The sequence below is a fragment of the Streptococcus cristatus genome (genome assembly GCF_003943535.1).
GTDB lineage: Bacteria > Bacillota > Bacilli > Lactobacillales > Streptococcaceae > Streptococcus > Streptococcus cristatus_L.
On the sequence record NZ_RJPU01000003.1, the window covers coordinates 106,205 to 132,227 of the forward strand.

Annotated in this window: 21 protein-coding genes; 4 read left to right on the top strand and 17 right to left on the bottom strand. The window is 45.4% G+C overall.

The features are described 5' to 3' along the window. Positions 1–124: 124 nt before the first annotated feature. The 8 genes from D8790_RS06345 to D8790_RS06380 all read right to left on the bottom strand — a co-directional run bounded on the left by D8790_RS06345 (position 125) and on the right by D8790_RS06380 (position 8,456). Entirely contained in the window at positions 125–385 is a 261-nt protein-coding gene (locus D8790_RS06345) for a SemiSWEET family transporter (RefSeq protein ID WP_001291473.1), read from the bottom strand. Between the two features lie 220 nt (positions 386–605). Then, positions 606–2,381 carry a pyruvate oxidase gene (spxB, locus tag D8790_RS06350; protein ID WP_048688661.1) on the bottom strand — a complete coding sequence of 592 codons (1,776 nt, stop codon included), beginning with the start codon at positions 2,379–2,381 and terminating at the stop codon, positions 606–608. 349 nt (positions 2,382–2,730) lie between these two features. Further along, positions 2,731–4,953: a heavy metal translocating P-type ATPase gene (locus D8790_RS06355; protein ID WP_125387995.1), complete on the bottom strand. Its 2,223-nt coding sequence runs from the start codon at positions 4,951–4,953 to the stop codon at positions 2,731–2,733. Positions 4,954–4,963: 10 nt separating this feature from the next. Continuing rightward, positions 4,964–5,335, bottom strand: a complete 372-nt coding sequence (locus D8790_RS06360) for a cupredoxin domain-containing protein (RefSeq protein ID WP_045498039.1) — start codon at positions 5,333–5,335, stop codon at positions 4,964–4,966. 18 nt (positions 5,336–5,353) lie between these two features. Continuing rightward, positions 5,354–5,749, bottom strand: coding sequence for a CopY/TcrY family copper transport repressor (locus D8790_RS06365; RefSeq protein ID WP_045498041.1), 396 nt, complete (start codon positions 5,747–5,749; stop codon positions 5,354–5,356). A gap of 148 nt (positions 5,750–5,897) precedes the next feature. Beyond that, positions 5,898–6,530 carry an SGNH/GDSL hydrolase family protein gene (locus D8790_RS06370; protein ID WP_125387996.1) on the bottom strand — a complete coding sequence of 211 codons (633 nt, stop codon included), beginning with the start codon at positions 6,528–6,530 and terminating at the stop codon, positions 5,898–5,900. Beyond that, on the bottom strand, positions 6,531–7,358 hold the full coding sequence (locus D8790_RS06375) for a Cof-type HAD-IIB family hydrolase (RefSeq protein ID WP_125387997.1): 828 nt from the start codon (positions 7,356–7,358) through the stop codon (positions 6,531–6,533). A gap of 15 nt (positions 7,359–7,373) precedes the next feature. After that, positions 7,374–8,456, bottom strand: coding sequence for a DUF3114 domain-containing protein (locus D8790_RS06380; RefSeq protein ID WP_260470275.1), 1,083 nt, complete (start codon positions 8,454–8,456; stop codon positions 7,374–7,376). A gap of 203 nt (positions 8,457–8,659) precedes the next feature. Between D8790_RS06380 and D8790_RS06385 the strand changes: the two genes are divergently transcribed. The 4 genes from D8790_RS06385 to D8790_RS06400 all read left to right on the top strand — a co-directional run bounded on the left by D8790_RS06385 (position 8,660) and on the right by D8790_RS06400 (position 11,362). Then, entirely contained in the window at positions 8,660–9,307 is a 648-nt protein-coding gene (locus D8790_RS06385) for a metal-dependent transcriptional regulator (RefSeq protein WP_185761921.1), read from the top strand. A gap of 104 nt (positions 9,308–9,411) precedes the next feature. Continuing rightward, positions 9,412–9,873: a MarR family winged helix-turn-helix transcriptional regulator gene (locus D8790_RS06390; RefSeq protein WP_125388037.1), complete on the top strand. Its 462-nt coding sequence runs from the start codon at positions 9,412–9,414 to the stop codon at positions 9,871–9,873. Continuing rightward, positions 9,866–10,276, top strand: coding sequence for an EVE domain-containing protein (locus tag D8790_RS06395; RefSeq protein WP_125380240.1), 411 nt, complete (start codon positions 9,866–9,868; stop codon positions 10,274–10,276). The genes D8790_RS06390 and D8790_RS06395 overlap by 8 nt, the downstream gene beginning before the upstream one ends. A gap of 294 nt (positions 10,277–10,570) precedes the next feature. Continuing rightward, the gene (locus D8790_RS06400; RefSeq protein WP_125388000.1) at positions 10,571–11,362 is read left to right on the top strand and encodes a nucleotidyltransferase domain-containing protein; all 792 of its coding nucleotides are present in this window, start codon (positions 10,571–10,573) and stop codon (positions 11,360–11,362) included. An 84-nt stretch (positions 11,363–11,446) separates the two neighbouring features. Here the strand turns inward: D8790_RS06400 and D8790_RS06405 are convergent, their stop codons facing one another. From D8790_RS06405 to D8790_RS06440, 9 genes are all read right to left on the bottom strand, one after another. Further along, positions 11,447–19,600: an SIALI-17 repeat-containing surface protein gene (locus D8790_RS06405; protein ID WP_125388001.1), complete on the bottom strand. Its 8,154-nt coding sequence runs from the start codon at positions 19,598–19,600 to the stop codon at positions 11,447–11,449. A gap of 358 nt (positions 19,601–19,958) precedes the next feature. After that, positions 19,959–20,402, bottom strand: a complete 444-nt coding sequence (gene dtd / locus D8790_RS06410; protein WP_048765439.1) for a D-aminoacyl-tRNA deacylase — start codon at positions 20,400–20,402, stop codon at positions 19,959–19,961. A 47-nt stretch (positions 20,403–20,449) separates the two neighbouring features. Beyond that, complete coding sequence (locus tag D8790_RS06415; protein ID WP_125388002.1) at positions 20,450–22,669, bottom strand: RelA/SpoT family protein; 2,220 nt, start codon at positions 22,667–22,669, stop codon at positions 20,450–20,452. Between the two features lie 273 nt (positions 22,670–22,942). Then, positions 22,943–23,083 carry a hypothetical protein gene (locus tag D8790_RS10525; protein WP_167320505.1) on the bottom strand — a complete coding sequence of 47 codons (141 nt, stop codon included), beginning with the start codon at positions 23,081–23,083 and terminating at the stop codon, positions 22,943–22,945. Positions 23,084–23,376: 293 nt separating this feature from the next. After that, entirely contained in the window at positions 23,377–23,772 is a 396-nt protein-coding gene (locus D8790_RS06420) for a single-stranded DNA-binding protein (protein WP_015604291.1), read from the bottom strand. 78 nt (positions 23,773–23,850) lie between these two features. Beyond that, positions 23,851–24,612, bottom strand: coding sequence for an SDR family NAD(P)-dependent oxidoreductase (locus D8790_RS06425; protein WP_125388003.1), 762 nt, complete (start codon positions 24,610–24,612; stop codon positions 23,851–23,853). A 41-nt stretch (positions 24,613–24,653) separates the two neighbouring features. Further along, a complete protein-coding gene (ytpR, locus tag D8790_RS06430) occupies positions 24,654–25,280 on the bottom strand; it encodes a YtpR family tRNA-binding protein (protein WP_125388004.1) in 627 nt (208 codons plus the stop codon). 30 nt (positions 25,281–25,310) lie between these two features. Further along, the gene (locus D8790_RS06435) at positions 25,311–25,625 is read right to left on the bottom strand and encodes a thioredoxin family protein (protein ID WP_125388005.1); all 315 of its coding nucleotides are present in this window, start codon (positions 25,623–25,625) and stop codon (positions 25,311–25,313) included. Further along, positions 25,625–25,909, bottom strand: a complete 285-nt coding sequence (locus tag D8790_RS06440; RefSeq protein WP_125388006.1) for a DUF4651 domain-containing protein — start codon at positions 25,907–25,909, stop codon at positions 25,625–25,627. The genes D8790_RS06435 and D8790_RS06440 overlap by 1 nt, the downstream gene beginning before the upstream one ends. Positions 25,910–26,023 lie beyond the last annotated feature (114 nt).

Consider the following 26,023-nt stretch of genomic DNA (forward strand, 5'->3'; position numbering starts at 1 on the left):
ATTTTATTTAATCAGACAAACTTTCAGGGTTCGGTTTTTTAAAGAGATCGTCTTCTAAGAAAAAGGCAATTAGCCTCTCCTGAAACAAAAAAGAAGACCGAAAACCAGTCTTCTATTATTCCTCTTAAATCAAAGCCGTGATGGCCGTCACTAGGCCAAAAACGATACCAGGTGCATTTGCTGCTGCAAGCGGAATATCTCTTTCTTTTTTGAACAAGCCATAGTAGACCCATAGGCTACAGTTAATTGCTGCGACGAGCGGTTGGATAAAATTCCCTTTTTGTCCCGCTAGGTTGTTCATGATTTGTGGAAAATAGGACACATACATCATTACGGACATAAAGGTTGCAACCCATCCTAAAATTTTCATTTGTTTTTCAGACATTTTTAATACCTATTTCATTTTTCGGTTATATTTTATAACGATAGTCCAAGACAATCAAGCCCTTTTATCCCTTTGTTATGAAGATGTAAACTATCACAATCTTGTGATAAGTAAGAGGACAAAGAAAAAGACCGGATTGCTCCGATCTTTTCAAGTTCAGCTCTTAGAAAACCATAGAATGAAATCTACAAACTTCAAATTTGATTTTCGACGAGAGGAATTATTTAATAGCGCGTGATTGCAACCCTTCTTCTTCCAAGAAGAGGCGGAATGGTACAAGCTCTTCAGCTTCGTATTTTTCTTTGAAGGCTTTAATAGCTTCTTCTGAGTGTTGTTTTGGATCCAACTCAAGTACTTCTACTGGAAGTGGACGATGTGGAGTGATGTGAGCATCGATAACAACAGTTTTACCTTCTTTGTTCAATTTAACAGCTTCTGCAACGACTGCGTCGATGTCTTCGATACGGTCAACTGTAAATCCAATAGCTCCTTGAGCTTCAGCGATTTTCGCATAGTCAGCATTAGGGAAGTCACAACCAAACAAGTGTTTGTTTGTGTCCTCGTATTTGTCCTTGATGAAGGCATATTTACCATTTGAGAAGACAACGTTGATAACTGGAAGGTCGTATTGAACGTTTGTGATAACGTCTGGGTAGCACATGTTGAATGCACCGTCACCCATGATGTTCCATACTTGGCGATCTGGATTGTCTTTCTTAGCAGCGATACCACCAGGAAGGGCAATACCCATTGTCGCAAAGAGTGGAGATGTACGCCACATGTTCTTAGGTGTCATGTGAAGGTGACGAGTAGATGTTTGAGTAGTGTCACCTACGTCGATTGAATAGATAGCGTCTTGATCAGCATGTTTGTTGATTGCATTGTAAACTTGATACAATTGCAATTCACCCTCAGTTTTACCTTCGAGTTTGTTCATGTAATCACGCCAGTTTTGGTTATTCTTAACGTTTGCACGCCACCATGGAGTAGATTCAACTGGATTCACTTTGTCAAGGATTGCTTTCGCTGCTTGACCTGCATCACCAAGGATTGAAGCGTCTAGGGCATGACGTTTACCAAGTTTGTAAGGGTCGATATCCACTTGGATGAATTTTTCAGTGTTTTTGAATGCTTCGTAAACTTCAGCAAACGGGAAGTTTGAACCAAGGAAAAGAACTGTGTCTGCTTCAAAGACCACTTCGTTGGCTGGTTTCCAACCAACACGGTAAGCAGAACCTGTCAACCCTTCGTAGTTCCATTCGAAAGCTTCAAAGTTTTTACCAGTTGTGATGATTGGTGCTTTGATTTTACGTGACAATTCTGTAATCACTTCACCAGCTTTGACACCACCGTAACCAGCGTAGATCACAGGGCGTTCCGCATTGTTCAAGATTTCAACCGCTTTGTCGATTTCAACTTCGTTCAAAGCAGGAGCGATAAATGAACGCTCGTAAGAACCTGAACCATAGTATGAATTTTCGTCGATTTCTTGGAAACCAAAGTTTACTGGGATTTCAACAACAGCTGGACCTTTTTTAGAAACTGCAGCACGGCAAGCTTCGTCGATTACTTTTGGCAATTGCTCAGCGTAAGCTACACGTTTGTTGTAAACAGCGATACCGTTGTACATTGGGTTTTGGTTCAATTCTTGGAAAGCATCCATGTTGAGTTCGTTAACTGGACGTGATCCAAGGATAGCAAGGAATGGAGTGTTGTCCATAGCTGCATCGTAAACACCGTTAATCAAGTGAGTCGCACCTGGACCACCTGAACCAACTGCAACCCCGATTGAGCCGCCGAATTTAGCTTGCATCACCGCAGCAAGAGCACCTGTTTCTTCGTGGCGAACTTGCAAGAAGCGGATATCTTTGTCTTCAGCCAAAGCATCCATGAGTGAGCTGAGTGTTCCTGATGGGATACCGTAGATAGTATCTACGCCCCATGTCTTCAATACGTTGAGCATTGCTGCAGATGCAGTAATTTTCCCTTGAGTCATTCTAACTCTCCTTTAAATCTATATTGATCCTTTAAAAATGTAGCATAGCGCTTCTACTCCATCTTTGCGATCAGGTTTCGTTTTGAAAATGAGTTTTTTCTGACATTTCTCATGAAAACGATTTACAAAACGATTACAGTATTAATTTATCACAAAGAGATTCACATGTATAAGAATCTGCTCAGAGATACTCAATCCCTATTACATAACAGATGCTCTTTTTGAGAAAATTTCACAAACTATAGTAGAATAGGATATTTTATTATAATTTGCATGCACCTCTAAGACTTGTAGCTGTAGGAAATTAAACAAAAAGCGATACAAAATTCTGTATCACTTTTTATTTCATTTAATCAATTTTCTCAACATTGAGAAGCAGCGAGCTAGTCAAAACAGACAAAGAACTAAGGGCCATAGCAAGACCTGCTAGTTCTGGATTGAGGGTCAATCCCAGTCCTACAAAGACTCCAGCAGCAATTGGAATCCCAAGGATATTGTAGATAGAGGCCCAGAAGAGATTGAGTAAGATCCTGCGGAAGGTCTTTTGGCTCATGTCAAAGGCGCGCACAACGCCAAGTAAATCATTTTGCGTGAGCACGATGCCACCGGACTCAATCGCAATATCCGTTCCAGATCCCATAGCGATCCCCACATCCGCGATCGAGAGAGCTGGAGCATCATTGATCCCATCTCCAACAAAGGCGACCTTGCTAGCTTCTTGCAGTTTTTGGATGGCACTAGCTTTTTCTTGAGGAAGGACATCAGCAATGACGGTGTCAATTCCCACTTGCTTAGCAATAGCTTGGGCCACCCGTTCATTATCCCCCGTTAACATGACCGTTTTCAAGCCCCGTTCTTTGAGCTTTTTGATCGCTTCTTTTGAGCTGGTCTTCGGAGCATCTTGAATGGCAATCAAGCCAATCACTTGCCCATCCACAGACAAACTGATCACTGTTTTGGCCTGCTCTTGCAACTCTACCATCCGTTTTTCAAGCTCCGGATCCATCGCTGTCCCGTCATGAAGTTTGCCATTTCCCAAGGTCACCAACTGCTGGTCGATCTGACCTTGGACCCCTTTTCCTTCAATCGCTTGGAAGTTTTCCACAGGGGATAACACCAAACCTTTTTCTTCTGCTTGGGATAACACCGCTTGGGCTAGTGGATGTTCTGAAAAAGTTTCAAGACTAGCAGCCAGTGTCAAGACACGCGCTTCATCTCCTACAACATCGGTTACAAGTGGTTGGCCAATGGTAATAGTCCCTGTCTTATCAAACACAACGGTTTGAATCTTTTGCACTTCTTGAAGAACTGTTCCATTTTTAATCAGAACCCCCATCTTGGCACTACGGCCGGTTCCGACCATCAGGGCTGTTGGGGTTGCTAAACCAAGGGCACAAGGACAGGCAATAATGAGGACAGAGACTGCATAGAGCATGGCCTCTTGAAGCGACGCGCCCAGAAGCACGGACCAAACCCAGAAAGTCGCAATGGCCAAAATCGTCACCACTGGAACAAAGATACCTGAAATCTTATCCGTCAAATCTTGAATAGGAGCACGACTGGATTGGGCCATTTTGACAAAGTCCACAATTTGAGATAAGAGGGTCTCACTACCGACTTTTTCAGCCTTAAAGAGAATGGTCCCATTGCTGTTGATAGTGGAGCCGATAACTGCATCACCAACTGATTTTTCCACAGGCAAGCTTTCACCTGTCACCATCGACTCATCAATGGTCGTACTTCCTTCTACAATCGTCCCATCAACCGCGATCTTTTCCCCAGGACGGACCCGAATCAAGTCATCAATTTGGATATCTTCTGCCGCCACCTCGACATAGTTCCCATCACGGAGAACTTGAGCCGTTTTTGCCTGCAAATCCAACAACTTTTCCACAGCCTCGGAGGCATTGTTACGCATCCGTTCTTCAAAGATTTGCCCTAAGAGGATAAAGAAGATGATAAAACCCGCAGCCTCAAAGTATACTGGCTGACCAGTAAAAAGGGCAAATACACTATAGACATAGGCTACCAGGGTTCCAAGAGCTACCAAGGTATCCATATTGGAATGGTGCTTCTTAAATGAGGCCCAGGCACTCTTGATAAAAGGAACTCCTGCTACCAACATGATCGGCGTTGTCGCTAGAAAAGTCCCCCAGCGACTGACTGGATGGGATACAAATCCTGCCATCATCCCGATCATCAAGATCAATAAGGGAAGAGTAAAGATACTAGTAATCCAAAAGCGACCCAGTAAACTTAAGACACGACGGCGTTTTTCCACAACCGTGTAAGAACCCTTTTGCATCTTCATTCCACATGAAAACTCGAAGTCCCCTGTTTCTGTCGGGGTAAAGGATATCACCTTATCCACACCGACTTCCAAAGGCTCTAAAATCCCCTGATCTTCAAACAGAATTTCCTTGTAACAGCCGGAAGGATTGACCCGATGGAAGGTGATTTCAGCAGGGATCCCTTTTTGAAGTTGAAATTCCTTTGGACTATAGCCTTTTTCTGCTGTAATACGGATCTTTTGCACTCCGTTTTCCACAACTGCTTTTTGTTTTTCTACCATACCTACTCCTTTATTCCACAATCATGTGACCATGCATCATGTTCATTCCACATGAATACCCATATTCGCCCGCTTTTTCTGGCGTAATTTCAATGACATGTTTTTCACCTAAAGGCAAATCTTCATGAACGCCAAAATCTGGAAAGATCACTTGAGCCAGACATGAAGATGGATCCTTGCGATGAAAGATGATCCGGGCTGGAACATTCTTTTTCAGGACAATGGTTTCAGGCGAATAGCCCCCCATGACTTCGACTTCAATTTCTTGATAACCTGATTTCTGACGAGCGTGGCCGCTTACCTTTTCATGCTCTGCAAAGAACCACCAAGCAATAAAAGCAACCACAAGTAAACAAACAATACTAATCAACAATCCAAACATGGAATTTCCTTCTTTCTATTACATACAATTGCAAGGGACTGTTTCGACAGCCTCTGCTTTCTTTTCTTCCAGGACCTGCTGCAGCTGATTAAGATCTGCAAGCGTAAAGTCACTCGCCTGAATCAAGTTTTCAAGCACCTGGACAATCCTTTTGGAGCAAACCTTGTCTTTCACATCCTCAACGACCAAGTCTAAACTCTGGTCCTGCTTCAACAAAGCCGAGTAAACAAAGGCTTTGCCTGATTTTTCTCTAGTCAAACATCCTTTCTCCACCAAGCGGGTCAAGAGAGTCTTGATCGTCGACTTCGACCAGTCAAAGCGCTCGGACAAGACTGCGATCAAATCCGTGCTGGTCTGCTTGCCTTCCATCCAGATAATCTTCATGATGCGCCATTCCGCATTGGAAATTTGCATGACCTCTCCTTTCTAAATCTACATTTGTAAACCTTATGATGTTATTCTACTCCTAAGATTTACATTTGTCAACCAAAAGTTTTAAAAAAAACAAATCTTCCTTTGAAGATTTGTCTGGTTGGGCTTTTTTCACTCCCTATTTTTATCTCTATAACGTTTCCTGCAGAGCTTGGGCTAGGATGCGATACCCGGCCACACTTAGATGGAGGCCATCTGTCGTATAGGCTTCTGCTAACTGCCCCACTTCATCCAATAAAGACGAATACACATCGACATAGCTGACCTGGTAGTAGGCTTGGGCCAATTCTTGGTAGGCACGATTAAGGGCTTGGATTTTCTTGTTCGTTCGGATATAAACTGTCCCTTTGTACTGCTCCTGCTCATTCACAGGCAGGACGGACAGCAACTGGATCTGAGCCAGAGGATAGTCGCGGGAAATTTCCTGAATAACCGCTTCCAGATTGGCCAGCGTTTCAGTCTGAGGCATCTCCTTACCAATGTCGTTGGTTCCAATCAGGAGAAAGACCTTGTCCAGAGCCTGCCCAAAGAGATGGGCATCCAAGTTTTCTAAAAGCAAATCAGTCTTGTAGCCACGAATGCCACGATTGACCAAGGTTTTAGGGCTTTGCAATAGCTCATGCAGCGGGAAATATTCCACAATCGAATCCCCGATAAAAATAATCGCTGGCTCTTTTACCGCAAGCTGATTTAGATCCCGATAATTTTTCTGGATCTTTGCCTGCTCATTTAAAAGCCACTGTTCTAATAATTGAACTGCCATTTAGACTCCTTTTTCTAAGTATTGCTCAATCACCTGCAAAACACCGGCCTCTGAATTGGCTGGTGCCAAGCGACTGGCAATGCGCTTAATCTTCTCATCCCCATTTTCCATAGCATAGGAGAAATCCGCTAGTTCCAGCATTTCCAAGTCGTTTTCACTGTCGCCAAAAGCCATGATTTCCTTGCTTTTGATTTGCCACCGATCCATGAGCTGACGAAGTCCCCAAGCCTTGTGAAGACCTTCTTGGATAATGTCAATCGCACCATAGCCACTGGTCACAGCACTCAATCTTCCAGCAAATGCTGTATTAATCTGCCGCGTAATCTCTGCTGCTTGCGCTTCATCTACCATAACGCTCATCTTCAACACTTCTTCAAACGGATGATCTTGCAAATTGGGCACGAAATTCATTCGTTTGTAGAAATGAACCGCCATTTCTTCTGTCATAATCTTGCTAATCATCGGAAAATCAGTGCCGTCCTGAACAAAGCCACCTTTAGTGGAAGTAACCACCAGATGCACCTCTCGTTCTTGTCCCTGAAAATAAGCCAGCGTGTCCGCAATCAAATCAGGTTGCCAGAAAGTGCCCAGCAACATTTCATTCTTTTCAAAGATTCTAGCGCCGTTGGCGACGATCAGGGTCATACGCTCTGTCAAATCGCCCAACAATAAGCGCATTCGTTGGATTTCATTGCCCGTCGCAATGACAAACTTGATGTTCCGCTCTTCCAGCTGGTCTAGAACTGCTGTCAGGCGTGGTAAATCCAACTCTCCTCGCGGATCCAAAAGGGTACCGTCCATATCCGTAGCGATCATTTTAATTGGCATCTTCCTACCTCATTTCTATAATCTCAGATACTTATTTTTCACTTTATTCCATAAATATTTGAGATAAGCTTGCCCTTTTAACTTTTTGACTAATGATTTTTCAAAATATTTTACTTGGGCATCTACTTGACTTTTAGCGCTTTTCCCCTCAATCGCATAGCAACTTCTAGCCGTATGGTAACCAGCCGAGCCTCGATTATTTTGAGGGGCTTTGAAGGCTTGCCCGTCATTTCGAATCACCAGCCTACGAAACCGGGGATCCCACTGGGCTGGACTTTTGACATCGTAGTAATAATGAGAACTATGATTGAACAGCGAAGGTTTCTTCCCATAATTAAAACTAGCTCCATTGACTAGTCCATTTTGACTGCTACTTTCTGGATCCAAAAGATTAAGAAATCGCCCTTCCCTATCCAGAATAAACTCGGTATGGAAACGATGGAGAATCTTGATATTGGCCTGATAGGGCTGCTGGTCTGGGTAGGTCACCTTGCCCTTATTAACAAAGGCTTTATTGTGCAGCCGCGAAGATTCCCAGAGCTGGCAGTCTAGGTCAGGATGCGCCTGAAAATAGGCTAGGAGAGCCTGGCCATCTGTCATCCCCGGCTTGCGAAAATGCTGTCTGACCCACTGGGCCTGCTGACTGGAAATGACGTAGCGAAACTGGTGCAACTGACCTTTTAACCTTTGATTGCCACTGTCTGCAATAAAATCTGCTGGAGAAAAAACCTGCCGAATCGTTTGAGAAAACTGGCGCCAAAGGGGAGCGTGCGGCGATAAGTCCGGATGTATACGTGAGAGCAAGTGGGTGATTTCTGCTGCTTCCCCGCTCAATTCGTCAGGCATGTCCATATAGAACATAGCTAGCTCTAACAATTTCTCAGCTTGATGAGGCTGAGCGACTCGGCATTCAAAAGACCATATCTTCTGAAAGAGGGGACTGCCAAATATGAAAGCTTCCTCAAAAAGACCTTGGCGAGCTGATTCATGTGGCAATGACGCCATTTCTGCTAGAAAAACTTTATCAAGAGCAGCTTGGGACCAGCCGAGCGCTTGTAATTCTAGGCAGTATTGCTTGATTTCTACTTTCATCACCATCCACATCCATCATATGAAATTTCTTCAGCACCGTTTTGGGCTTCGCTAGCAGGCTCATGCCACCTTCGATACCTCTCCTATTTACCTCTAAATATGCCAAAATTTCAGCTAAAAGTCAATGTGCAAAGGGACTTTCGTCCTCAAATTGTATTCTTTCAGCATTTTTTGCTATACTAGTCTTAGGAAAACAACGAGGACAAAAGATGACGCCAAATAAAGAAGACTATTTAAAATGTATTTACGAGATTGGCACGCGCCAAGGAAAAATCACCAATAAAGAAATCGCCCAGCACATGCAGGTTTCTCCGCCGGCCGTGACGGAGATGATGAAGAAAATGCTGGCTGAAGAACTCCTAATCAAGGACAAAAAAGCGGGCTACCTGCTGACCGACCTAGGCCTGCAACTGGTCTCTGACCTCTACCGCAAGCACCGATTGATTGAGGTGTTCTTGGTCCAAAAGCTGGGCTACACCACGGACGAAATCCATCAGGAAGCCGAAATTCTGGAACATACCGTTTCTGAACGCTTTGTCGCAGGCTTGGAAAAAATGCTAGATTTCCCAGAGACCTGCCCTCATGGTGGCACAATCCCAGCCAAACACCAGCTGCTGAAAGAAAAATACCATCAAACTCTGGCCTCCGCTCAAGAGCCCGGTAACTACCTCATCCGCCGTGTCCACGACGACTTTGAGCTTTTGGCTTATCTGGAAAAGCACAATCTAAACATAGACCAAGAAATCAATTTTCTCCAGTATGACGACTACAGCCAGCTCTATCAACTAGAAGTGGACGGCCGAGCAATCCAAGTTAGCCCTATGATTGCCCAGCAGATTTATGTGGAAAAACTATAAACAGAACCCAGTTCAGGCTTTTTAGTCTAAACTGGGTTTTTATTGACAAAAATAAGATGTTAGAATATAATAAGTATGCTTATAAATATCCAGAGGGAAAGCTAATGGAAACATCACAGTTTAACTCCATCTACAAGGATGAATATAGAAAATCAACCGGTCTGCTCTTTATCCGCACCTACCACAAGTGGCATGGGCTGATTAAAAATGAGCTGAAAACCATTGATTTAACCCATCCCCAGTTTGTCATTCTGACCACTCTTGCCGCACTCCTGCGTCAGCAAGAATGGGTGAGTCAAACCGATATTGCCCGATTTTCTGACATGGATGTTATGACCGTATCCCAAATCATCCGCCTCTTGGTCAAGAAAGAATTGATCATGCGGGAAGTCCATCCCAAGGACAGCCGTGCCAACATCATACTTCTAACGGATACGGGGCTGCAAAAGGTCAACCAAGCCCTTCCTCTGGTAGAAGGCATTGATCAGGCGTTCTTTGGAAAATTAGAAAATAATACAGAAACATTAAACCAACTCTTAATGGAACTGGAGGCAGAAAATGACTAGATTTTGGGTGGGTGTCGTATCAAAAGAACACGTCCTAAGAGGTGTAGAGGGAGGCTTTTGCCAAGTCTGCCATGGAAAGAAAGCACCACTGAACAGAATGAAAAAAGGAGATTACCTTTTGTACTACAGCCCCAAGTATCAACTGAATGGTCAGGAAAAGCTGCAGGCCTTTACAGCAGTTGGCAAAATTCTAGATGACACAGCCTATCAAGTAGAAATGTTTGAAGATTTCTTCCCTTTTCGACGTGACGTCAGCTACTACCAACCTGTCAAAGACTGCCCCATTGAGAAAGTACGGCCACATCCCGAATGGCGTCAATATGCTTCTCAACTACGTTATGGACATTTTGAAATTTCGAAAGAATTTTTTCTCTATGTCTTTGAACAGATGAAGGGAGAATAGGAGGCTGGGACATCCTGACCTCCTATTTTTTCGTATCCGATATCATATGCTCTATAATTGTTTTAGCAGGAATTATGGAGTTTTTAGGAAAAATCCTATCTACCTTACTGAAAAGTATAAATCAAATCATATCACAAACCGCCTAGAAAGACCAAGACTTTTCTGATCAAAATAATACTCTAGACACTTCCACTTCATCACGTTTTTTAAAAGAAAGAAAAGATCCCATTTACCCCCTTGCAAACCTTTTCACTTTTTGCTAGAATGATGTCAAAAAATTAAGAAGGACAAATTATGCCACAAAATCTCTTTAAAGAATTAGCTCGGCTAGAGCAAGTTGAAGCTCTGGCTCTCGGAGGTTCACGGGCCGGCCAGCATTTTGACCAAGACTCAGACTATGATGTCTATGTCTACCTGAGCGCTCCTCTCGCGCCAGCCATCCGCCAAGAAATCCTCAGCAAGTACTGCTCCTATATGGAAATCGGCAATCAATTTTGGGAACTGGAAGACGACTGCGTCCTCAATAATGGTATCGAGATTGAGCTGATTTACCGCTCGATGGACGACTTTGACCAAGACCTGCAGACCGTCGTTTTAGAGCACCAAGCTCAGAACTCTTACACTACCTGTATGTGGTACAATCTGATCCACAGCAAGATTCTCTACGATCGAGACGGCCGCTATGCTGCCCTCCAGAGCAAGTACAGTCTGCCCTATCCAGCTGAGCTGAAAAAGAATATCATCAGCAAGCAGCTCCTGCTCCTCGACCAGGCTATGCCAGCTTTTTCAAGACAGATCAAAAAAGCTCTCAAACGCCAAGACCTGCTCAGCATCAATCACCGCAGCAGCGAGTTTTTCGCCTCTTACTTTGATGCACTCTTTGCCCTCAATGAGCAGCTCCATCCAGGCGAAAAGCGCATGCTCCAGTATGCCAAAGAAAATTGCTCCCGCCTGCCTCAGGATTTTGAAGCCAATATCCAAGACTACTTCCAACATCTCTACCAGCCAGACCATCAGCAGGAAGCCGTCCTAGCCTTGGATAGCCTTCTAGACAATCTTAAACAATTGATTGAAGCAGCCATCTAGAATTTCAACAAATAAAAAGCTCATGAAACCAGTTTTTCAGCTGGTTCATGAGCTTTTTGCTATTTTCGACAAGCAACCTAAGGCTTATTTGTTAAAGATTGACTGTCTGAAGTCGTCTGTCTCACGAAGATAGGCGTTGTAAATCTTCTTCTTGAGCAGGTTGACCCAGCTAGCTTCAACACGATTTGTCGCATTGGTAATGTTGCGCACATCCTCTGCGACTGCTTCATCCATCAGCTTCTGCATCTCTGCATACGAGCGAATGGTTACTTGCTTGGTACTGTTTGGATTTCTGAGTTCGTACTCAATGGTGATTGGTTTGAGCTTGGTTAGCTGGTCAATCCGCTCTTGGTACATGGCCTTCTTGAAGGCCACCCATGAAGCATATTCTCCCTTGAATACATTTTCCAAGACCTTCTGATCTGTTACCAGACCAACGTCTCTCCTGAGCCAGCCATCCCAGGTCGTCTTGCCTTCTGCAGCAGCCTCTTCGGAGAATTTCCCTGAAACATAAGGGACGAATCCTTCATGGTAGCCCTTGGCTGCCAGCAATTCATAGGCTGTGCGACGGAACATGACGTCACCCGGCGCCCCATTTGGATTGCTCAAGGCTGAGTAGATTGGCGAGAAGAGGCTGAGACTGAGATAGCCATTGCGTGGATACTGTCCGCTATCCTTATTCTCCCGACGGGTGATGACATCATTGTCAATCAGAGATTCAAAGCTGGTTAGCTGCTTGATTTCCTCAGCAGTGAAAGTGCGCGTCTGGTTACCAGCATGGGTCTGCTTGCCATATTTATCAGTGATATAGTAATTTTCCATCTTTCTGAACCACTGGAGCTTGGCTGCATCGCTCTGCTTGACCATCGATGTCCCCTCTAGGTAATCCAACGTGTAAATCATGTCAAACATGCCATGAACATAGTGCTGCAAATCTGCCGCATTTTGGACACGTTCCTTAAAGTTATAGGTATGCATCCGTGTCTTAGAGTCCTTGTCTGTCTTGAAGAGGGTATTGAGGGTAATAGTAGGTTCATTTGGACTTGGTGTAGACTGCAAGAGACCACGCGCATAGAGCTCAGCACCCAGTCCTTCGCGGCGACCATAACCTTCAAAGTAGATAGAACCATCGGAATTATGGGTCATCTCATGGGTGTAGACGGAGTTCCCATAGTCTTCTAACAAGCGAGCAGCATCAAAGTGGGTGACACTTCCCGTAGCATAGGCATTGTATCCCTTGCTTGGATACCACTTGCCGGCTGGTCCAAAGAATTCCTGCATAGCTAGTGATTTCTTGTCATTAGCTGGAGCCCAATATCTTTTACCATCCTTGTCAACCAATGAGAATCCATCGTAAACCAGAACAGAACGGAAGAGCTTGTCCTTGCTTTCAGGGCTTAGGATCTTATACCAGAAATCATAGTGGTCACGCTGCCATTCAGCTGACTTTCTAACTCGGTCTTCGACATACTCAACCAATTCTGCATCTGTTCGCACCCTGTTATTGGCATCAAGGCGGTAGCGATCATAAGCTCCCATGGAGACGGTGGACATATTGGAGATGACATAGACACCCTTCTCAGTCATGGTCAAGAGTGGCAGGAGCATACCCTTGTGTTCCCAATTATCCGCAGTAATCTTGTCGTAAACGCCGACAGAATACTTGCTCTTGCCCTCGGCTGCATCCTGAAGCTGTCTGGCTTCTGCCACATCCGACTCAGCCTCAACGATGTAGGCTTTTGTATTGGTCTTGAGCCATTCGTTATTGGTCTTGTCTGGCAGGAAGAGCTGGCGATAGCTTTCCAGATAGTTAAAGAGGCCGCGCTTGCCAGTAGCTTCAGAGAGCGAGGTATCATAGGCCAGATGGTTGTTCTTGGCCTTGAGATTTTCAAAACCAGACTGACCGAGTGCAATGATGGTGTCTAGCGTTGAAGCATTATGATTCCCAAAGAAGTCAAACTTATAGGCCGACAAATCCTTGACATTGGTCTTGTCATAGTTGATATTATACCAACGGTTGAGATAGGTCAGACCCAGCAGGAAGGCTTCCTTATTGGCTGTAATCTTCTGAGCCACATAGTCCGCTACAACATCGCCTTCAGTATTGATGGACTTGTCCATAGCCAGAACCTTGCGTAACTCTTCTGCCAACTTGGTCTTGACTTGCTCAAAGGCTGTATCCAGATAGAGCTCATCCAGAGAAGCATCCGCATTCACGCCTAAAACAGTTCGCATGGCTGGTGAGTCAAGGACAACCTTGTTCAACTCTGGCAGCACTTGATTGAGAATTCTGCTATAGTCTGATAGGAAGGCTTCTGGAGTATAAAGGAGGTCTAAACCATTCACAGCATACTCTGCGATAGCTTGATGTTTGAAGTCTCCCTTATAGGTCAGATTTAGATAGTCAACCGTCTTATCCTCAAAGTGCAGCATCAGGCGGTTAATCACAGTCTTGTTGCTATTTATATCAGTGATCATCTGGTCACCCTTCATCGGAACCACATCCAGCAAATACTCTCTAGTAAGCTTGTGATGATCTGGAAGTTTATTGCCGTAGGCAACGATGGTTTCCTTATTATAGAATGGCAGGAGTTTTTCCATATTGGCATAGGCTATCAGACGGTCTTCTCGAGCATTCTTTTCCTTGCTGTAGTCAACAGTATGGAGATTGAGATTGCTGTCCTCTAGCGTGGTTGTAATGTCTAGGCTAGCCAGCTTCTCTTCAGCCTCGTCCAAAGTCAGAGTAGACGTGACAAACTGATCATTTCCTAAAGTTTCGTTTCCTTCAATGGCATAGGCTTCTTTTATGCGATCATTCTTGTAATCTTGGTCGCCAGAAATGCTGTAAACATTTGTACCGCTGACATTGCTGATAACATTGTCAATCAAGCCATTGAAATAATTGGAACCAACCACTCCCCCGATTTGACCGTTCTTCGTAGAATTTTGGATCTTTCCAGTCACATAAGAACGGCTGATGCGGGCATTGTCTTCCAAGCGACCGACCAGACCGCCGAAGCGCTGTTCGTTTGTTCGAGCTCCCGCCAGAATGGTCACATCCGCCCTGCTCTGACTCAGCAAGGAATTTCCTCCCTTGAGGTTAGCAATCAAACCGCCGACATTATAAGCCTTGTACTGCTTGTCATTGGTCTGGATAGTTCCAGTAAAGGAGCTGTTGGTGATTTGGCTATTGCTTGCAACAACGACCAAACCAGCCACCTGGGACGCATTGCCCACTACCGACACTCTACCTTGGACAGAAACATCCGTGATTTGCGCATTATCTGCACTACGAGCCAAGGCAGCAGAGTCATAGGTCCCGACAATATTGACCTCTTTCAGGTCCAGATTAGAAATAGAGGAACCGCTCTTGAGGTTTTCAAACAAAGGTTTGGCTAGATTATAAATCGCATACTGCTTGCCATTGTTGTTACCTGTCAGACTGCCTGTGAAGTTACCTCGGAGATAGACATAATCCGCAGGTGCCAGACTGACCTCACTGGCATCCAAATCGGCTCCTAGAACAAAGTTACCGGCCATATTTTTCTTCATGGCGTCTACCAAACCAGCAAAGCTTGTGTAGACATTTTGCTGACTAGGCACTGCCCTGCTGATATAGAAGTCATAGCCAGACTTGTAGCCTGTTTCGCCCTCTTGTACCAGTTCAGGCAGAGAGACCCTTACCTTGTAGACAGCCTTGCCATCCTTCTGGCCTTCTGCCATGCTGTGAACCGGCAGGAGCATGTCCTTAGATTCACTTGATTTGACTTTGACAAAGTAGGTAGACAGGTCCGTAGGTATAGCGCTCATGGAAACGACACGCTTGAACTGGTCCTTTTCTTTTCTGTAAAACTCTGCCGAATCAATATCACGGAAGGAAATCTTCTTGTATTGCAACTCAAAGTTGCGGCTATCTTTTTCAAGGTCAGTCAGGCTGCCAGCATCAAGCTCATAAGTCAGCTTGGTTTTCAAAGTATAGCCTGTATAGTAGTCTAAATCGTCAATCTTCAGACTTCCTGCCACATTGGCAATCGGAAGCGAGCGAACAAGCTGATCTCCCTTGTACAATTCAGCTGTCGCTGAGCGCAAGGATTTTGTCTTGTCTTCCAAGCTGTATTGAACCGTGACCGACTTGTCCTCTGGATTTTCTGTCAGACTTAAGATCGAAACTGTCGGCTTGACCTTAGGCACACCATTTAGAGCTGTCTTGCTTGCTGTCAGGCTGGCAAAAGCTTGATTGACCTGCACTTGTGTGGCGGTTTGATTATTCAGAACTCCTTCTGCCTTGGTCAATTCGTTCGTATAAGCTGCTTTCTTATCTGCATCAGCATTCTTGTATTGGACGGTCGTCTGTACAGTTCTGCCCAAATCATGTTCATTCCGCAAGCGTATTTTGTCCACTTCAAGACCCTGTAACTGAGCCTTGGCTTGATTGATTTGATCCACCAGCTGATTGACTTCCGCTTGGCTGGCTTGTGACTGATTGAGAAGCGTATGACCTGCCGCCAAAGCAGTATCATAAGCTGCTTGGCGACTTTGACTATCGTTGAAGTAACGAGCCTGAGCCTTGATTTTCTCTGCTTCTGTCAGTAGATTGTGAAGCGAAATCAAATCGAACTCTTTCAAGTCTTCCACTTGCGGGGCATCACTTGGTACCATGTGCGGTTTTATTGTGCCGACTTTGACAAGCTGAGCAACTGCTGCCCGCGTTTCCTCATTGGACAACTCTTGACGGTCAATTTCCTGACCGTTGGAAGTATAGATACGAGTCTTGATGGTCCGTTCGCCTTGCACTCCTGGAGTGACGATTTGGCGGGCACCTTGTACAAGCTCATCCGTCTCTTCTTCACGTGTGGTGAAATCGATTTTCTCTACTCGCGTTTCATCCTTATAGGTCAGTGGGTACTCTGGTAAAGCGGGCTCTTGCGGCGCAGTGCTCGGTATCATATGTGGCTTGGCTGTGCCGACTTTGACAACCTGCATGACTGGAGCTAAAGTTTCCTCATTGGACAGCTCTTGACGGGCAATCTCTTGTCCGTTGGAAGTATAGATACGAGTCTTGATCGTACGTTCACCCTGAACACCTGGAGTGACGATGTGGCGGGCACCTTGGACAAGCTCATCCGTCTCTTCCTCTCGCGTAGTGAAATCGATTTTCTCTACTCGCGTTTCATCCTTATAAGTAAGTGGATACTCTGGTAAAGCGGGCTCTTGCGGAGCGGTGCTCGGTACCATATGTGGCTTAGCGGTGCCGACTTTGACAACCTGCGTGACAGGGGCTAAAGTTTCCTCGTTAGACAACTCTTGACGGGCAAGTTCTTGGCCGTTGGAGGTATAAACTCTAGTCTTGATGGTACGTTCGCCCTGCACACCTAGAATAGCGATTTGGCGGGCACCTTGGACAAGCTCATCCGTCTCTTCCTCTCGAGTGGTGAAGTCGATTTTCTCTACTCGCGTTTCATCCTTATAAGTAAGTGGATATGCTGGTAAAGCGGGCTCTTGCGGCGCAATACTCGGTACCATATGTGGCTTGGCCGTGCCAATTTTGACAACTTGTGTGACTGGAGCTAGAGTTTCCTCGTTGGACAGCTCTTGACGGGCAATCTCTTGTCCGTTGGAACTATAGATACGAGTCTTGATCGTACGTTCACCCTGAACACCTGGAGTGACGATTTGACGAGCGTCCTGAGGTAACTCATCAGTATATTGTTCCTCGATGTTAAAAGCAATCTTCTCCACACGAGTTTCATCCTTTGCAACCAACTCTAACTCAGGAAGTTCATGGACTGGAGCAGTATCCGGGACTGTGCCATAACTAGTAAGCTCGGGAACCTCGTGCACAGGAGCGGTATCGGGGACTGTGCCATAGCCAGTTAACTCAGGGACTTCGTGCACGGGGGCACTAGCGGGAACTGTACCATAATCAGTTAACTCAGGAACTTCGTGCACGGGAGCGCTATCTGGAACAACGCCATAGCTAGTTAACTCAGGCTTCTCGTGCACAAGAGCACTATCTGGAACGGTGCCATAGTCAGTTAACTCAGGTTTCTCGTGCACAGGAGCATTAGCAGGAACGGCGCCATAATTAGTGAGCTCTGGAACTTCGTGTACAGGAGCGCTATCCGGAACCGTGCCATAGCCAGGCAACTCGGGTTGCTCGTGCACGGGAGCAGTATCTGGGACTTTTCCATAACCAGGCAACTCGGGTTGCTCGTGCACGGGAGCGCTAGCTGGAACAACGCCATAGCTAGTTAACTCAGACTTCTCATGCACGGGAGCGGTATCTGGAACCGTACCATAATCAGTTAACTCGGGAACCTCGTGCACGGGAGCGCTAGCGGGAACGGTGCCATATCCAGGCAACTCTGGAACTTCGTGCACGGGAGCGCTAGCAGGTGCTGTACCATAGTCAGTTAACTCGGGAACTTCGTGCACGGGAGCGGTAGCAGGGACTGTACCATAATCAGTTAACTCAGGCTTCTCGTGCACGGGAGCGCTAGCGGGAACCGTGCCATAACCAGTTAACTCGGGAACCTCGTGCACGGGGGCACTAGCGGGAACCGTGCCATAATTAGGCAACTCAGGAACCTCGTGCACGGGAGCGCTATCTGGAACCGTACCATAACCAGTCAACTCAGGAACCTCGTGCACAGGAGCGGTATCTAGAACCGTGCCATAGCTAGTTAACTCCGGTTTCTCTTGTACGGGAGCGCTAGCGGGAACTATACCATAATCAGTTAACTCGGTAACTTCGTGCACAGGGGCACTAGCGGGAACTGTACCATAATCAGTTAATTCTGGTTTCTCGTGCACGGGAGCAGTGTCGGGAACGGTGCCATAGACAGTTAACTCGGGAACTTCGTGTACAGGGGCTGTATCTGGAACGGTGTCATAATCAGCTAACTCAGGCTTCTCGTGCACGGGGGCACTGGCGGGAACTGTACCATAATCAGTTAACTCAGGGACCTCATGCACAGGAGCATTATCAGGAACGGTGCCATAGCCAGTTAACTCGGGTTTCTCGTGCACGGGAGCGCTATCCGGAACTGTACCATATCCAGACAACTCGGGTTTCTCGTGCACGGGAGCAGTATCGGGAACGGTGCCATAATCAGTGAGCTCAGGAACTTTATGTATTGGAGCTTCTTTAGGTACAGCCTTATTTGCTGCAGTCCCGACTAAAACAACTTCTGAAACAGGCTCAGTGGTTACTTGATCAGAAATCTGCTTGCTCTCTACGATTTTTCCCTCAACACTATAATGGCGTGTTACGATCTTGCGAGTTCCTGGAATGCCCGCGCGGATCACTCGAGATTGTCCTTCGGCTAAGTCATCTGAATACTGATACTCTGTTTTATAGGGGATTTCTTGGGTCTGGGTCCTTGCTTGACTTGTAAATTGCAGTTCTGGTCGCTCATGAACTGGCGTTTGACGAGCAAACTGCCCTTCTTTAGCAGCAATCTCCTCCCTCTCCTTCTCGGAAAGATAGGCTCCTTCAGCTAGCAGGGGCTCTTTCGGAGCTTCAGTATTTTTAGGGCTACTTGCTAGGTCTTTCAACTGTTGATCAGGCTGACTAGCTGAGGCTTCCTTTTGCAGAGCTGGAAGCTGAGAATTTCCAGTTTGAGGCAGTTGATGTTGCGCTTCTTTTTTAAGGTAACCAATATACTGGTAGCCAGCAATTTTCAAAGGTTCTGGCAACTGATCGCCAACGGTCAAAGTCAGACTTTGATTATAAGCAGCTAGATCCATACTGCTGACTGCCAAAACAGAAGCTGGCAGAAGCACAGAACCCAAGCCTGTCACAAGCAAAATAGAAGACAGGTATCTCTTGCCATGTTTCCCTCGTGCCAGCACTAAAACAACTAAGGCCAGTCCTGTAGCTGCAAAAGCTGCTCCCAAAAGGCCTGACTCGCCTGTCTTAGGGAGCTTCCCTGACAAGCTTTCCTGACTTGTCGGACGGTAAACCAAATAATAAGCGTCCGAATTTTCTTCCGCAAATTTGGGTAGTTCCTTCACAATAGCAGCTTTTTCAGCCTCAGTCAGATCGCTCTCCACCACATAGTGGTACTGAACGACGGTAGACTGATTGGCAGATACTTCCGCTGCCTCGACAGAGTTGACAGCTCCTCCCATTGTCGTACACAAAAAGAAGCTTCCGATAGTAGCGGAAACTAGACCTACAGACAGCTTTCTAAAAGAATAGCGCTGGTATATGTCACCAGTGACTCTTTTTTTCATAAAATTCCCTTTTCTTCATATAATAAACTAATAAAAATTTTACTGAATTTTACTCAAAATTGCAATCCCTTAGCCTGATAAAATACTTTTCTTTCAGCTGTCGACAGGGAGAGAAAATTCCTACATTCCAATTCAAAATTGAAGCAAGCAACAACTCCATCGAGGACATCAAGCAAACGTTTTTTTTCCTTGAAGCTTTATCAATTTTAAAACTGGAATTCACGTCGCTCTCCATAACAAAAAGGAGAGAACCCAGCTGGTCCTCTCCAGATAGTAGATAATCCGGCCTCACCATAGTTGACAAAAAGCCTGCAAAAGCTTTACCTCGAACCACTAGAGTTAAGAAAACACAATTCCTTCACCGATTTTTAGTGTCTAGCAAAATAGTCACTGGGCCATCATTTACCAATTCCACCTGCATATCTGCTCCGAACACGCCCGTCTTGACTGGCACTTGCTCAGCTAACAGCTGGTTAAACTTGTCATAAAAGGGACTAGCCATGTCCGGCTTGGCTGCACCTGTAAAGGCTGGCCGATTTCCCTTTTTGGTATCTGCATGGAGCGTAAATTGGGAAATGGAAAGAATCTCCCCTCCAATATCTTGAACAGAAAGATTCATCTTATCTTCCGCATCGGAAAAAATCCGCATATTGACAATCTTCCTGACCGCGTAGTCCATATCTTCCTGACTATCATCAGGCCCGACACCTACCAAGAGCAGGAGACCTTGTTCAATGCTGCTATGCAGCTGCTGGTCAATACTAACCTGAGCACGTTTGACACGCTGAATGACAATTTTCATATCTTTTCCTTTATTTCTGACTACTATCTACTCTGACAGGATCGCACTTAGCCATTGGTTCGTTTAACCGAATACACCTCTGGTACACTCTTAATCTTATCCACCACCGTCGTCAGCATGGACAGGTTGGCAATGCCAAAAGAGACATGGATATTAGCAAATTTCATATCCTTAGTTGGCTGGGCATTAACCGTTGAGATGTTTTTGGTGGTATTAGACAGCACCTGCAACACATCGTTAAGGAGGCCAGACCGATTGAGACCATAAATGTCAATGTGAGCCGTGTACTCTTTAGTCGAATTATTTTCTTCCCATTCCACATCAAGCAAGCGCTGTTCATAATTTTCCTGAGCCTTGAGATTCATACAGTCTTGCCGATGGATGGCTACGCCGCGTCCTTTGGTAATGTAACCAACAATATCGTCACCAGGCACAGGATTACAGCACTTGGCAATCCGAATGAGGAGACCAGACGCCCCCTGAATGACCACACCGCCTTCGTGCTTAACCTTAAGGGTGTCTTTTTTGTTCTCGACCTTGACTTCACCACCCTTGACCAATTCCTCTGCCTCTGCTTTGGCCTTGGCCCGCTCTTCCTCACGGCGCTCTTTTTCTGTCAAACGATTGAAAATACTAATGGCACCGATCTCACCGAAACCAATTGCCGCAAAAAGCGCTTCTTCAGTCTTATAGCTGGTCTTTTGGAGCACATCTTCCATGTGCTTCTTGTCCATGTACTTATTGGCTACATAACCATTCTCCTGAAATTGAGCCTGCAAGAGCTCTCGCCCTTTAGAAATAGACAGCTCCTTGTCTTGATTTTTAAAGAACTGACGGATTTTATTTCTAGCCTTGCTGGTCTTGACAAGATTAAGCCAGTCACGACTCGGCCCAAAGGAATTGGCATTGGTGATGATTTCCACCTGATCCCCAGTCTTCAGCTTAGTATTGAGCGGCACCATGCGGCCATTGACCTTAGCTCCTGTCGCCTTCTCCCCAACCTTAGTATGGATCTCATAGGCAAAATCAATGGGGCCTGAGTCCTTAGGCAAAGAACGCACTGCTCCATCCGGTGTGAAGACATAGATTTCCTCAGCTAGGTAGCTTTCCTTAACCGAATCAACAAATTCCTTTGCATCACCAGACTGATTCTGCAATTCCATCAATTCCTTGATCCAATTCATCCCGATGGCAGATTCCTTGCTATCAACCTGACCCTTCATTCCTTTTTTATAGGCCCAGTGAGCAGCGACCCCGTATTCTGCCACTTCGTGCATTTCCTTGGTTCGAATCTGGAACTCAATCGGACCTTTAGGTCCATAAACGGTCGTATGGATGGACTGGTAGCCATTGGCCTTGCGGTTGGCAATATAATCCTTGAAACGCCCCGGCATGGGTTTCCAAAGCTCATGGATGTAGCCCAGCATGGCATAGACATCACTGTGAGTGCTCAAAATGCAGCGAATGGCAATCAGATCATAGATCTCATCAAACCGCTTCTTCTTGTCCTGCATTTTGCGGTAGATGGAGTAAATATGCTTGGGACGGCCGTAAATCTTCCCATGTAGATTGCGCTCTCCCGCGTAGGTTTCAATCTTGTGGACAACTTCCTCTACCAGAGCTTCCCGCTCTCGACGCTTCTCCTTCATCATGTGGGAGATTTTATAAAACTCCGTCGGATTGAGATAGCGGAAAGATAAGTCTTCCAATTCCCATTTGACACTGGAAATCCCCAAACGATGGGCCAGAGGAGCATAGATTTCCATCGTTTCCTGCGAGATTCGCTCCTGCTTGTCTGGCCGTAAATGATTCAGAGTACGCATATTATGCAGGCGGTCAGCCAGCTTGACCAAGATCACTCGAAGGTCTTCAGACATGGCCATGAGCATCTTGCGATGATTTTCCGCCAACTGTTCTTCGTGAGACTTGTATTTGACTTTCCCAAGCTTGGTTACACCATCCACAATCACGCGCACATCATGGCCGAATTCCCGCTCCAGATCATCCAAGGTCGCCGCCGTATCCTCTACGACATCATGCAAAAAACCACAGGCTACTGAAACAGCATCCAGCTTGAGCTTGGCTAAAATTCCCGCCACTTGAATCGGATGGACGATATAGGGCTCTCCCGACTTACGAGTTTGCCCGCTATGGCATTCCATCGCATAAATCAGTGCTTTTTGAACAAAAGCTACATCCTCTGCAGCTAAATATTTTTTTGTTAGGGCTACAACCTGATTCCCCGTTAAATTTTCTTCTTTTGGCATGCATTCTCTCCGCTTTCTTGCCTACTATTTTAACATTTTTAAATCAATATGAAAACCAAGAGGACTAGAATAAAAGTAAGGTGGCAGAATAGAACTACGTTTTCAAAGTTTTAGCTTGTCAACCTTGTTTCCGAGCTAAGGTTTAAAAACTTTCCTAGAGTTATAAACAGTTCCAGCCCCACGAGGTTGCTCGATAATCCATGGCTATTGAGCAAGCAGCTGCAACCTCAAGGATCTCTTTCTAATAAAAAGCGAGGCCGAGACATTTTTGTCTCAACCTCCGTGATGAAAATGATGTACTTTCTCCATATGAGCTATATCTTTTAGAAACTCATAATAGGCATAGATGAGGTAACCAGCAGAGGCCACACCCAAAATAGCTATTGATACTTCAAATAAGGTAGACAAAGACATGATAAACCTCCTCTCCTTATTTCAAACTGCAATGTGCAAAGCGACCATCAGCGGCTATTTCGTTTCCGATTTTTTCCTTTCTAGCCTGCCTCTGGACTCACCTTTATTATACCAAATTTAAGATAGGAAAACAATAAAAATTCCTTTATAAAAATACTTTTTCAGGCCTGATGAAGCAAATGACTTGCGTCAGTTGTCTATTTTTCCACCTACCCTTTAACCAAAAAAGTTAGGAACACTTTCCTAACTTTCTTCTCTTTTATCATGAACACTCGAGACCAGAAAAATCACTTTTAAAAAGGAAGTTCCTCTTCTTCCAGTACCAAATCTGCTAGATCTGCTCCAGTATTATTCTCACGGAGCGCTCTCTGGGCTCGGCTTTCTAAAAGCTGAAAACCACTGCAAAGAACTTCTGTCACATAATGAGTGGTTCCATCCTTTTCATAGCGGCGACTCCGCAATTCTCCATCCAGAGAAATCAAACTCCCCTTGCTAGCGTAACTTGCCAAGGTCTCAGCCAAACGCCCCCAGACAACAAGGTTGATAAAATCCGCTTCACGCTCTCCATTTTGGCTCTTGTAACGGCGATTCACCGCCACTGTCGCACGCGCGACCGACTTGTCATTTGCTGTCTTGTGTAGCTCTGGTGTAGCCGTCAACCGGCCAATGATGATGACTTTATTATACATATTTTCTTCCTCCTACTTATCTATTCGCAGGGAATCAAAAAAAAGTTACAGAAATTTGTAACTTTTCTCAGAAATTTTTTACTTTTTATGAACCATGAAACCTGTCGCCTGTTGATTGGCCATAATGGTCATATCTGTAATCTGAACACGACGGGGCTGACTGGTCACATAAACAACCGTGTCTGCGATATCCTGAGCTTGCAAGGCCTCAATTCCCTGATAGACCGTCGCCGCCCTCTCTTTATCACCGTGGAAACGTACTCTAGAAAAATCTGTTTCGACAATTCCAGGCTGAATAGTTGTCACCTTGATGTCCGTTGCGATGATATCAATTCGCAGTCCATCTGAAAAAGTCTTAACTGCTGCCTTGGTGGCTGAATAGACAGCTGCACCTGCATAGGCATAGATTCCTGCGGTTGATCCCATGTTGATAATATGACCTTGATTGGCTACTACCATAGAAGGCAAGAAACAGCGAGTGACTGCCATCAAACCTTTGACATTGGTATCCAACATGGTAAGCATATCCAATTCTTCATAGTCTTGATAGGGAGCCAAGCCAAGAGCTAGTCCAGCGTTATTGACCAAAATATCAATCTGCCTTATCGTTTCCAAAATATCGGAGCAGACAGTCTTGACCATAGCCATATCCGTGACATCCAGTGGAAAAGTCCAAACTGTTTGATTTGGATAGGTTACTGCAAACTCTGATTTGAGGGCCTCCAGTCTGTCTGTCCGTCGCCCTGTTAGAACGACATTCTCCCCCTGCTCCAGATAAGCTCGCGCAATGGCTTCACCGATTCCAGATGTCGCTCCTGTAATCACTACATTTTTTGCCATCTTATCCCCCTCTATCTGGTCTATCAAATACTGACAATTTCCTAGGCAGTCCAGTGTTTGGCTGGGTCAAATGGAGTTCCGACAACTTGGTCTTCTGATAATTCAATAACCCCACGTTTTTGCGGCGCATTTGGCAACTGGAGCTCCCGTGGGCTGCACATCATACCAAAACTCTTTTCGCCACGGAGTTCTCCTGGAAAGATGAGATTGCCCTTCGGCATCATAGCACCAGGCAAAGCCACGATCGTCTTGAGACCAACACGAGCATTCGGAGCGCCAGCCACGATTTGAACCATCTGATCAGCTGCCACCTGCACTTGGCAGATATTCAGGTGGTCACTGTCAGGGTGGGCTACCATCTCAAGGATTTCCCCCACAACAAACTTAGGATCACGGTCGTTAACCAGCTCAGCTTGGAAGCCTTCTTTGGTCAATTCTTGATTGAGAATCGCAACTTGCTCATCCGTCAGCTGAACTTGTCCGCGCTCTGCAATTTCAAAAAGGTCTGACAGTTCAAAAATGTTCCAAGCCACTGTCTGTCCATTATCTTCGCGGTAAACACGCGCAACATTTCCCTTGCGCTCAGCAGCCAACTTAGCTCCCTGATCATCGGCAGCGATGACCATCAGAACATCTCCAATATGCTCTTTGTTATATGTAAAAATCATTTCTTCCTCCAAAAATACTTTTAAAACTTCTTATAAACTCGCTAAAAAATCATTGATTTGACTCTTGGTCTTGCGGTCGCGATTGACATAGCGACCAATCTCTCGGCCATCTTCCACGACAATCAGACTAGGAATTCCGTAAACATCCCATTTTTGGGCCACAGCCATACACCGATCCCGATCCACCTCGACAAAGGTAAAGTCAGAGTTTTCAGCTTCTATCTCTGGCAGAAAAGGCTTGATGAAGCGACAGTCTCCGCACCAATCTGCTGTAAAAAAGAAGACAGTCTTCCCCTTATGATCCACATAAGAAGCTAGCTCTTCCATACTTTGCGGCCGAATCATCACTCTTCCTCGTAGGTCAACTGACCATTTTCATAGACGAAGGTGAAATGGCGGTCGTCTTCTAGGACAACCCCTCCAACTGTACGGCTGTCGCTTGATTCATAAAGTGTTACATAGACCGTTGCAATCGGTCCTCGGCTGGCAAAAAATTCCCGCACGACCTGAACAATTTCTTCTCTATTACGCAGTCTTTTCTGCTCCTGCACAAGCTTGGCAGCTCCAAAGGCCACGGCTCCCGCTCCCAAAAGAGCGGTTGTCGTTAAAATGATTTTTTTAGCTTTCATGTAGAATATTTTAACACAAAAGCGCAGAGGCGACAAACAATATTACAGATTTCTCAGCTTCTTTTAGTTCATCCTGTTCTTCCCTCTAAAAAAGTGATAAAATAGAATCAGAAA

Bases quoted from the DNA above. Each gene is read 5' to 3' on its own strand.
- D8790_RS06345 (WP_001291473.1), bottom strand. From the start codon at position 385: ATGTCTGAAAAACAAATGAAAATTTTAGGATGGGTTGCAACCTTTATG.
- spxB (WP_048688661.1), bottom strand. From the start codon at position 2,381: ATGACTCAAGGGAAAATTACTGCATCTGCAGCAATGCTCAACGTATTG.
- D8790_RS06355 (WP_125387995.1), bottom strand. From the start codon at position 4,953: ATGGTAGAAAAACAAAAAGCAGTTGTGGAAAACGGAGTGCAAAAGATC.
- D8790_RS06360 (WP_045498039.1), bottom strand. From the start codon at position 5,335: ATGTTTGGATTGTTGATTAGTATTGTTTGTTTACTTGTGGTTGCTTTT.
- D8790_RS06365 (WP_045498041.1), bottom strand. From the start codon at position 5,749: ATGCAAATTTCCAATGCGGAATGGCGCATCATGAAGATTATCTGGATG.
- D8790_RS06370 (WP_125387996.1), bottom strand. From the start codon at position 6,530: ATGGCAGTTCAATTATTAGAACAGTGGCTTTTAAATGAGCAGGCAAAG.
- D8790_RS06375 (WP_125387997.1), bottom strand. From the start codon at position 7,358: ATGCCAATTAAAATGATCGCTACGGATATGGACGGTACCCTTTTGGAT.
- D8790_RS06380 (WP_260470275.1), bottom strand. From the start codon at position 8,456: ATGGTGATGAAAGTAGAAATCAAGCAATACTGCCTAGAATTACAAGCG.
- D8790_RS06385 (WP_185761921.1), top strand. From the start codon at position 8,660: ATGACGCCAAATAAAGAAGACTATTTAAAATGTATTTACGAGATTGGC.
- D8790_RS06390 (WP_125388037.1), top strand. From the start codon at position 9,412: ATGGAAACATCACAGTTTAACTCCATCTACAAGGATGAATATAGAAAA.
- D8790_RS06395 (WP_125380240.1), top strand. From the start codon at position 9,866: ATGACTAGATTTTGGGTGGGTGTCGTATCAAAAGAACACGTCCTAAGA.
- D8790_RS06400 (WP_125388000.1), top strand. From the start codon at position 10,571: ATGCCACAAAATCTCTTTAAAGAATTAGCTCGGCTAGAGCAAGTTGAA.
- D8790_RS06405 (WP_125388001.1), bottom strand. From the start codon at position 19,600: ATGAAAAAAAGAGTCACTGGTGACATATACCAGCGCTATTCTTTTAGA.
- dtd (WP_048765439.1), bottom strand. From the start codon at position 20,402: ATGAAAATTGTCATTCAGCGTGTCAAACGTGCTCAGGTTAGTATTGAC.
- D8790_RS06415 (WP_125388002.1), bottom strand. From the start codon at position 22,669: ATGCCAAAAGAAGAAAATTTAACGGGGAATCAGGTTGTAGCCCTAACA.
- D8790_RS10525 (WP_167320505.1), bottom strand. From the start codon at position 23,083: ATGTCTTTGTCTACCTTATTTGAAGTATCAATAGCTATTTTGGGTGTG.
- D8790_RS06420 (WP_015604291.1), bottom strand. From the start codon at position 23,772: ATGTATAATAAAGTCATCATCATTGGCCGGTTGACGGCTACACCAGAG.
- D8790_RS06425 (WP_125388003.1), bottom strand. From the start codon at position 24,612: ATGGCAAAAAATGTAGTGATTACAGGAGCGACATCTGGAATCGGTGAA.
- ytpR (WP_125388004.1), bottom strand. From the start codon at position 25,280: ATGATTTTTACATATAACAAAGAGCATATTGGAGATGTTCTGATGGTC.
- D8790_RS06435 (WP_125388005.1), bottom strand. From the start codon at position 25,625: ATGATTCGGCCGCAAAGTATGGAAGAGCTAGCTTCTTATGTGGATCAT.
- D8790_RS06440 (WP_125388006.1), bottom strand. From the start codon at position 25,909: ATGAAAGCTAAAAAAATCATTTTAACGACAACCGCTCTTTTGGGAGCG.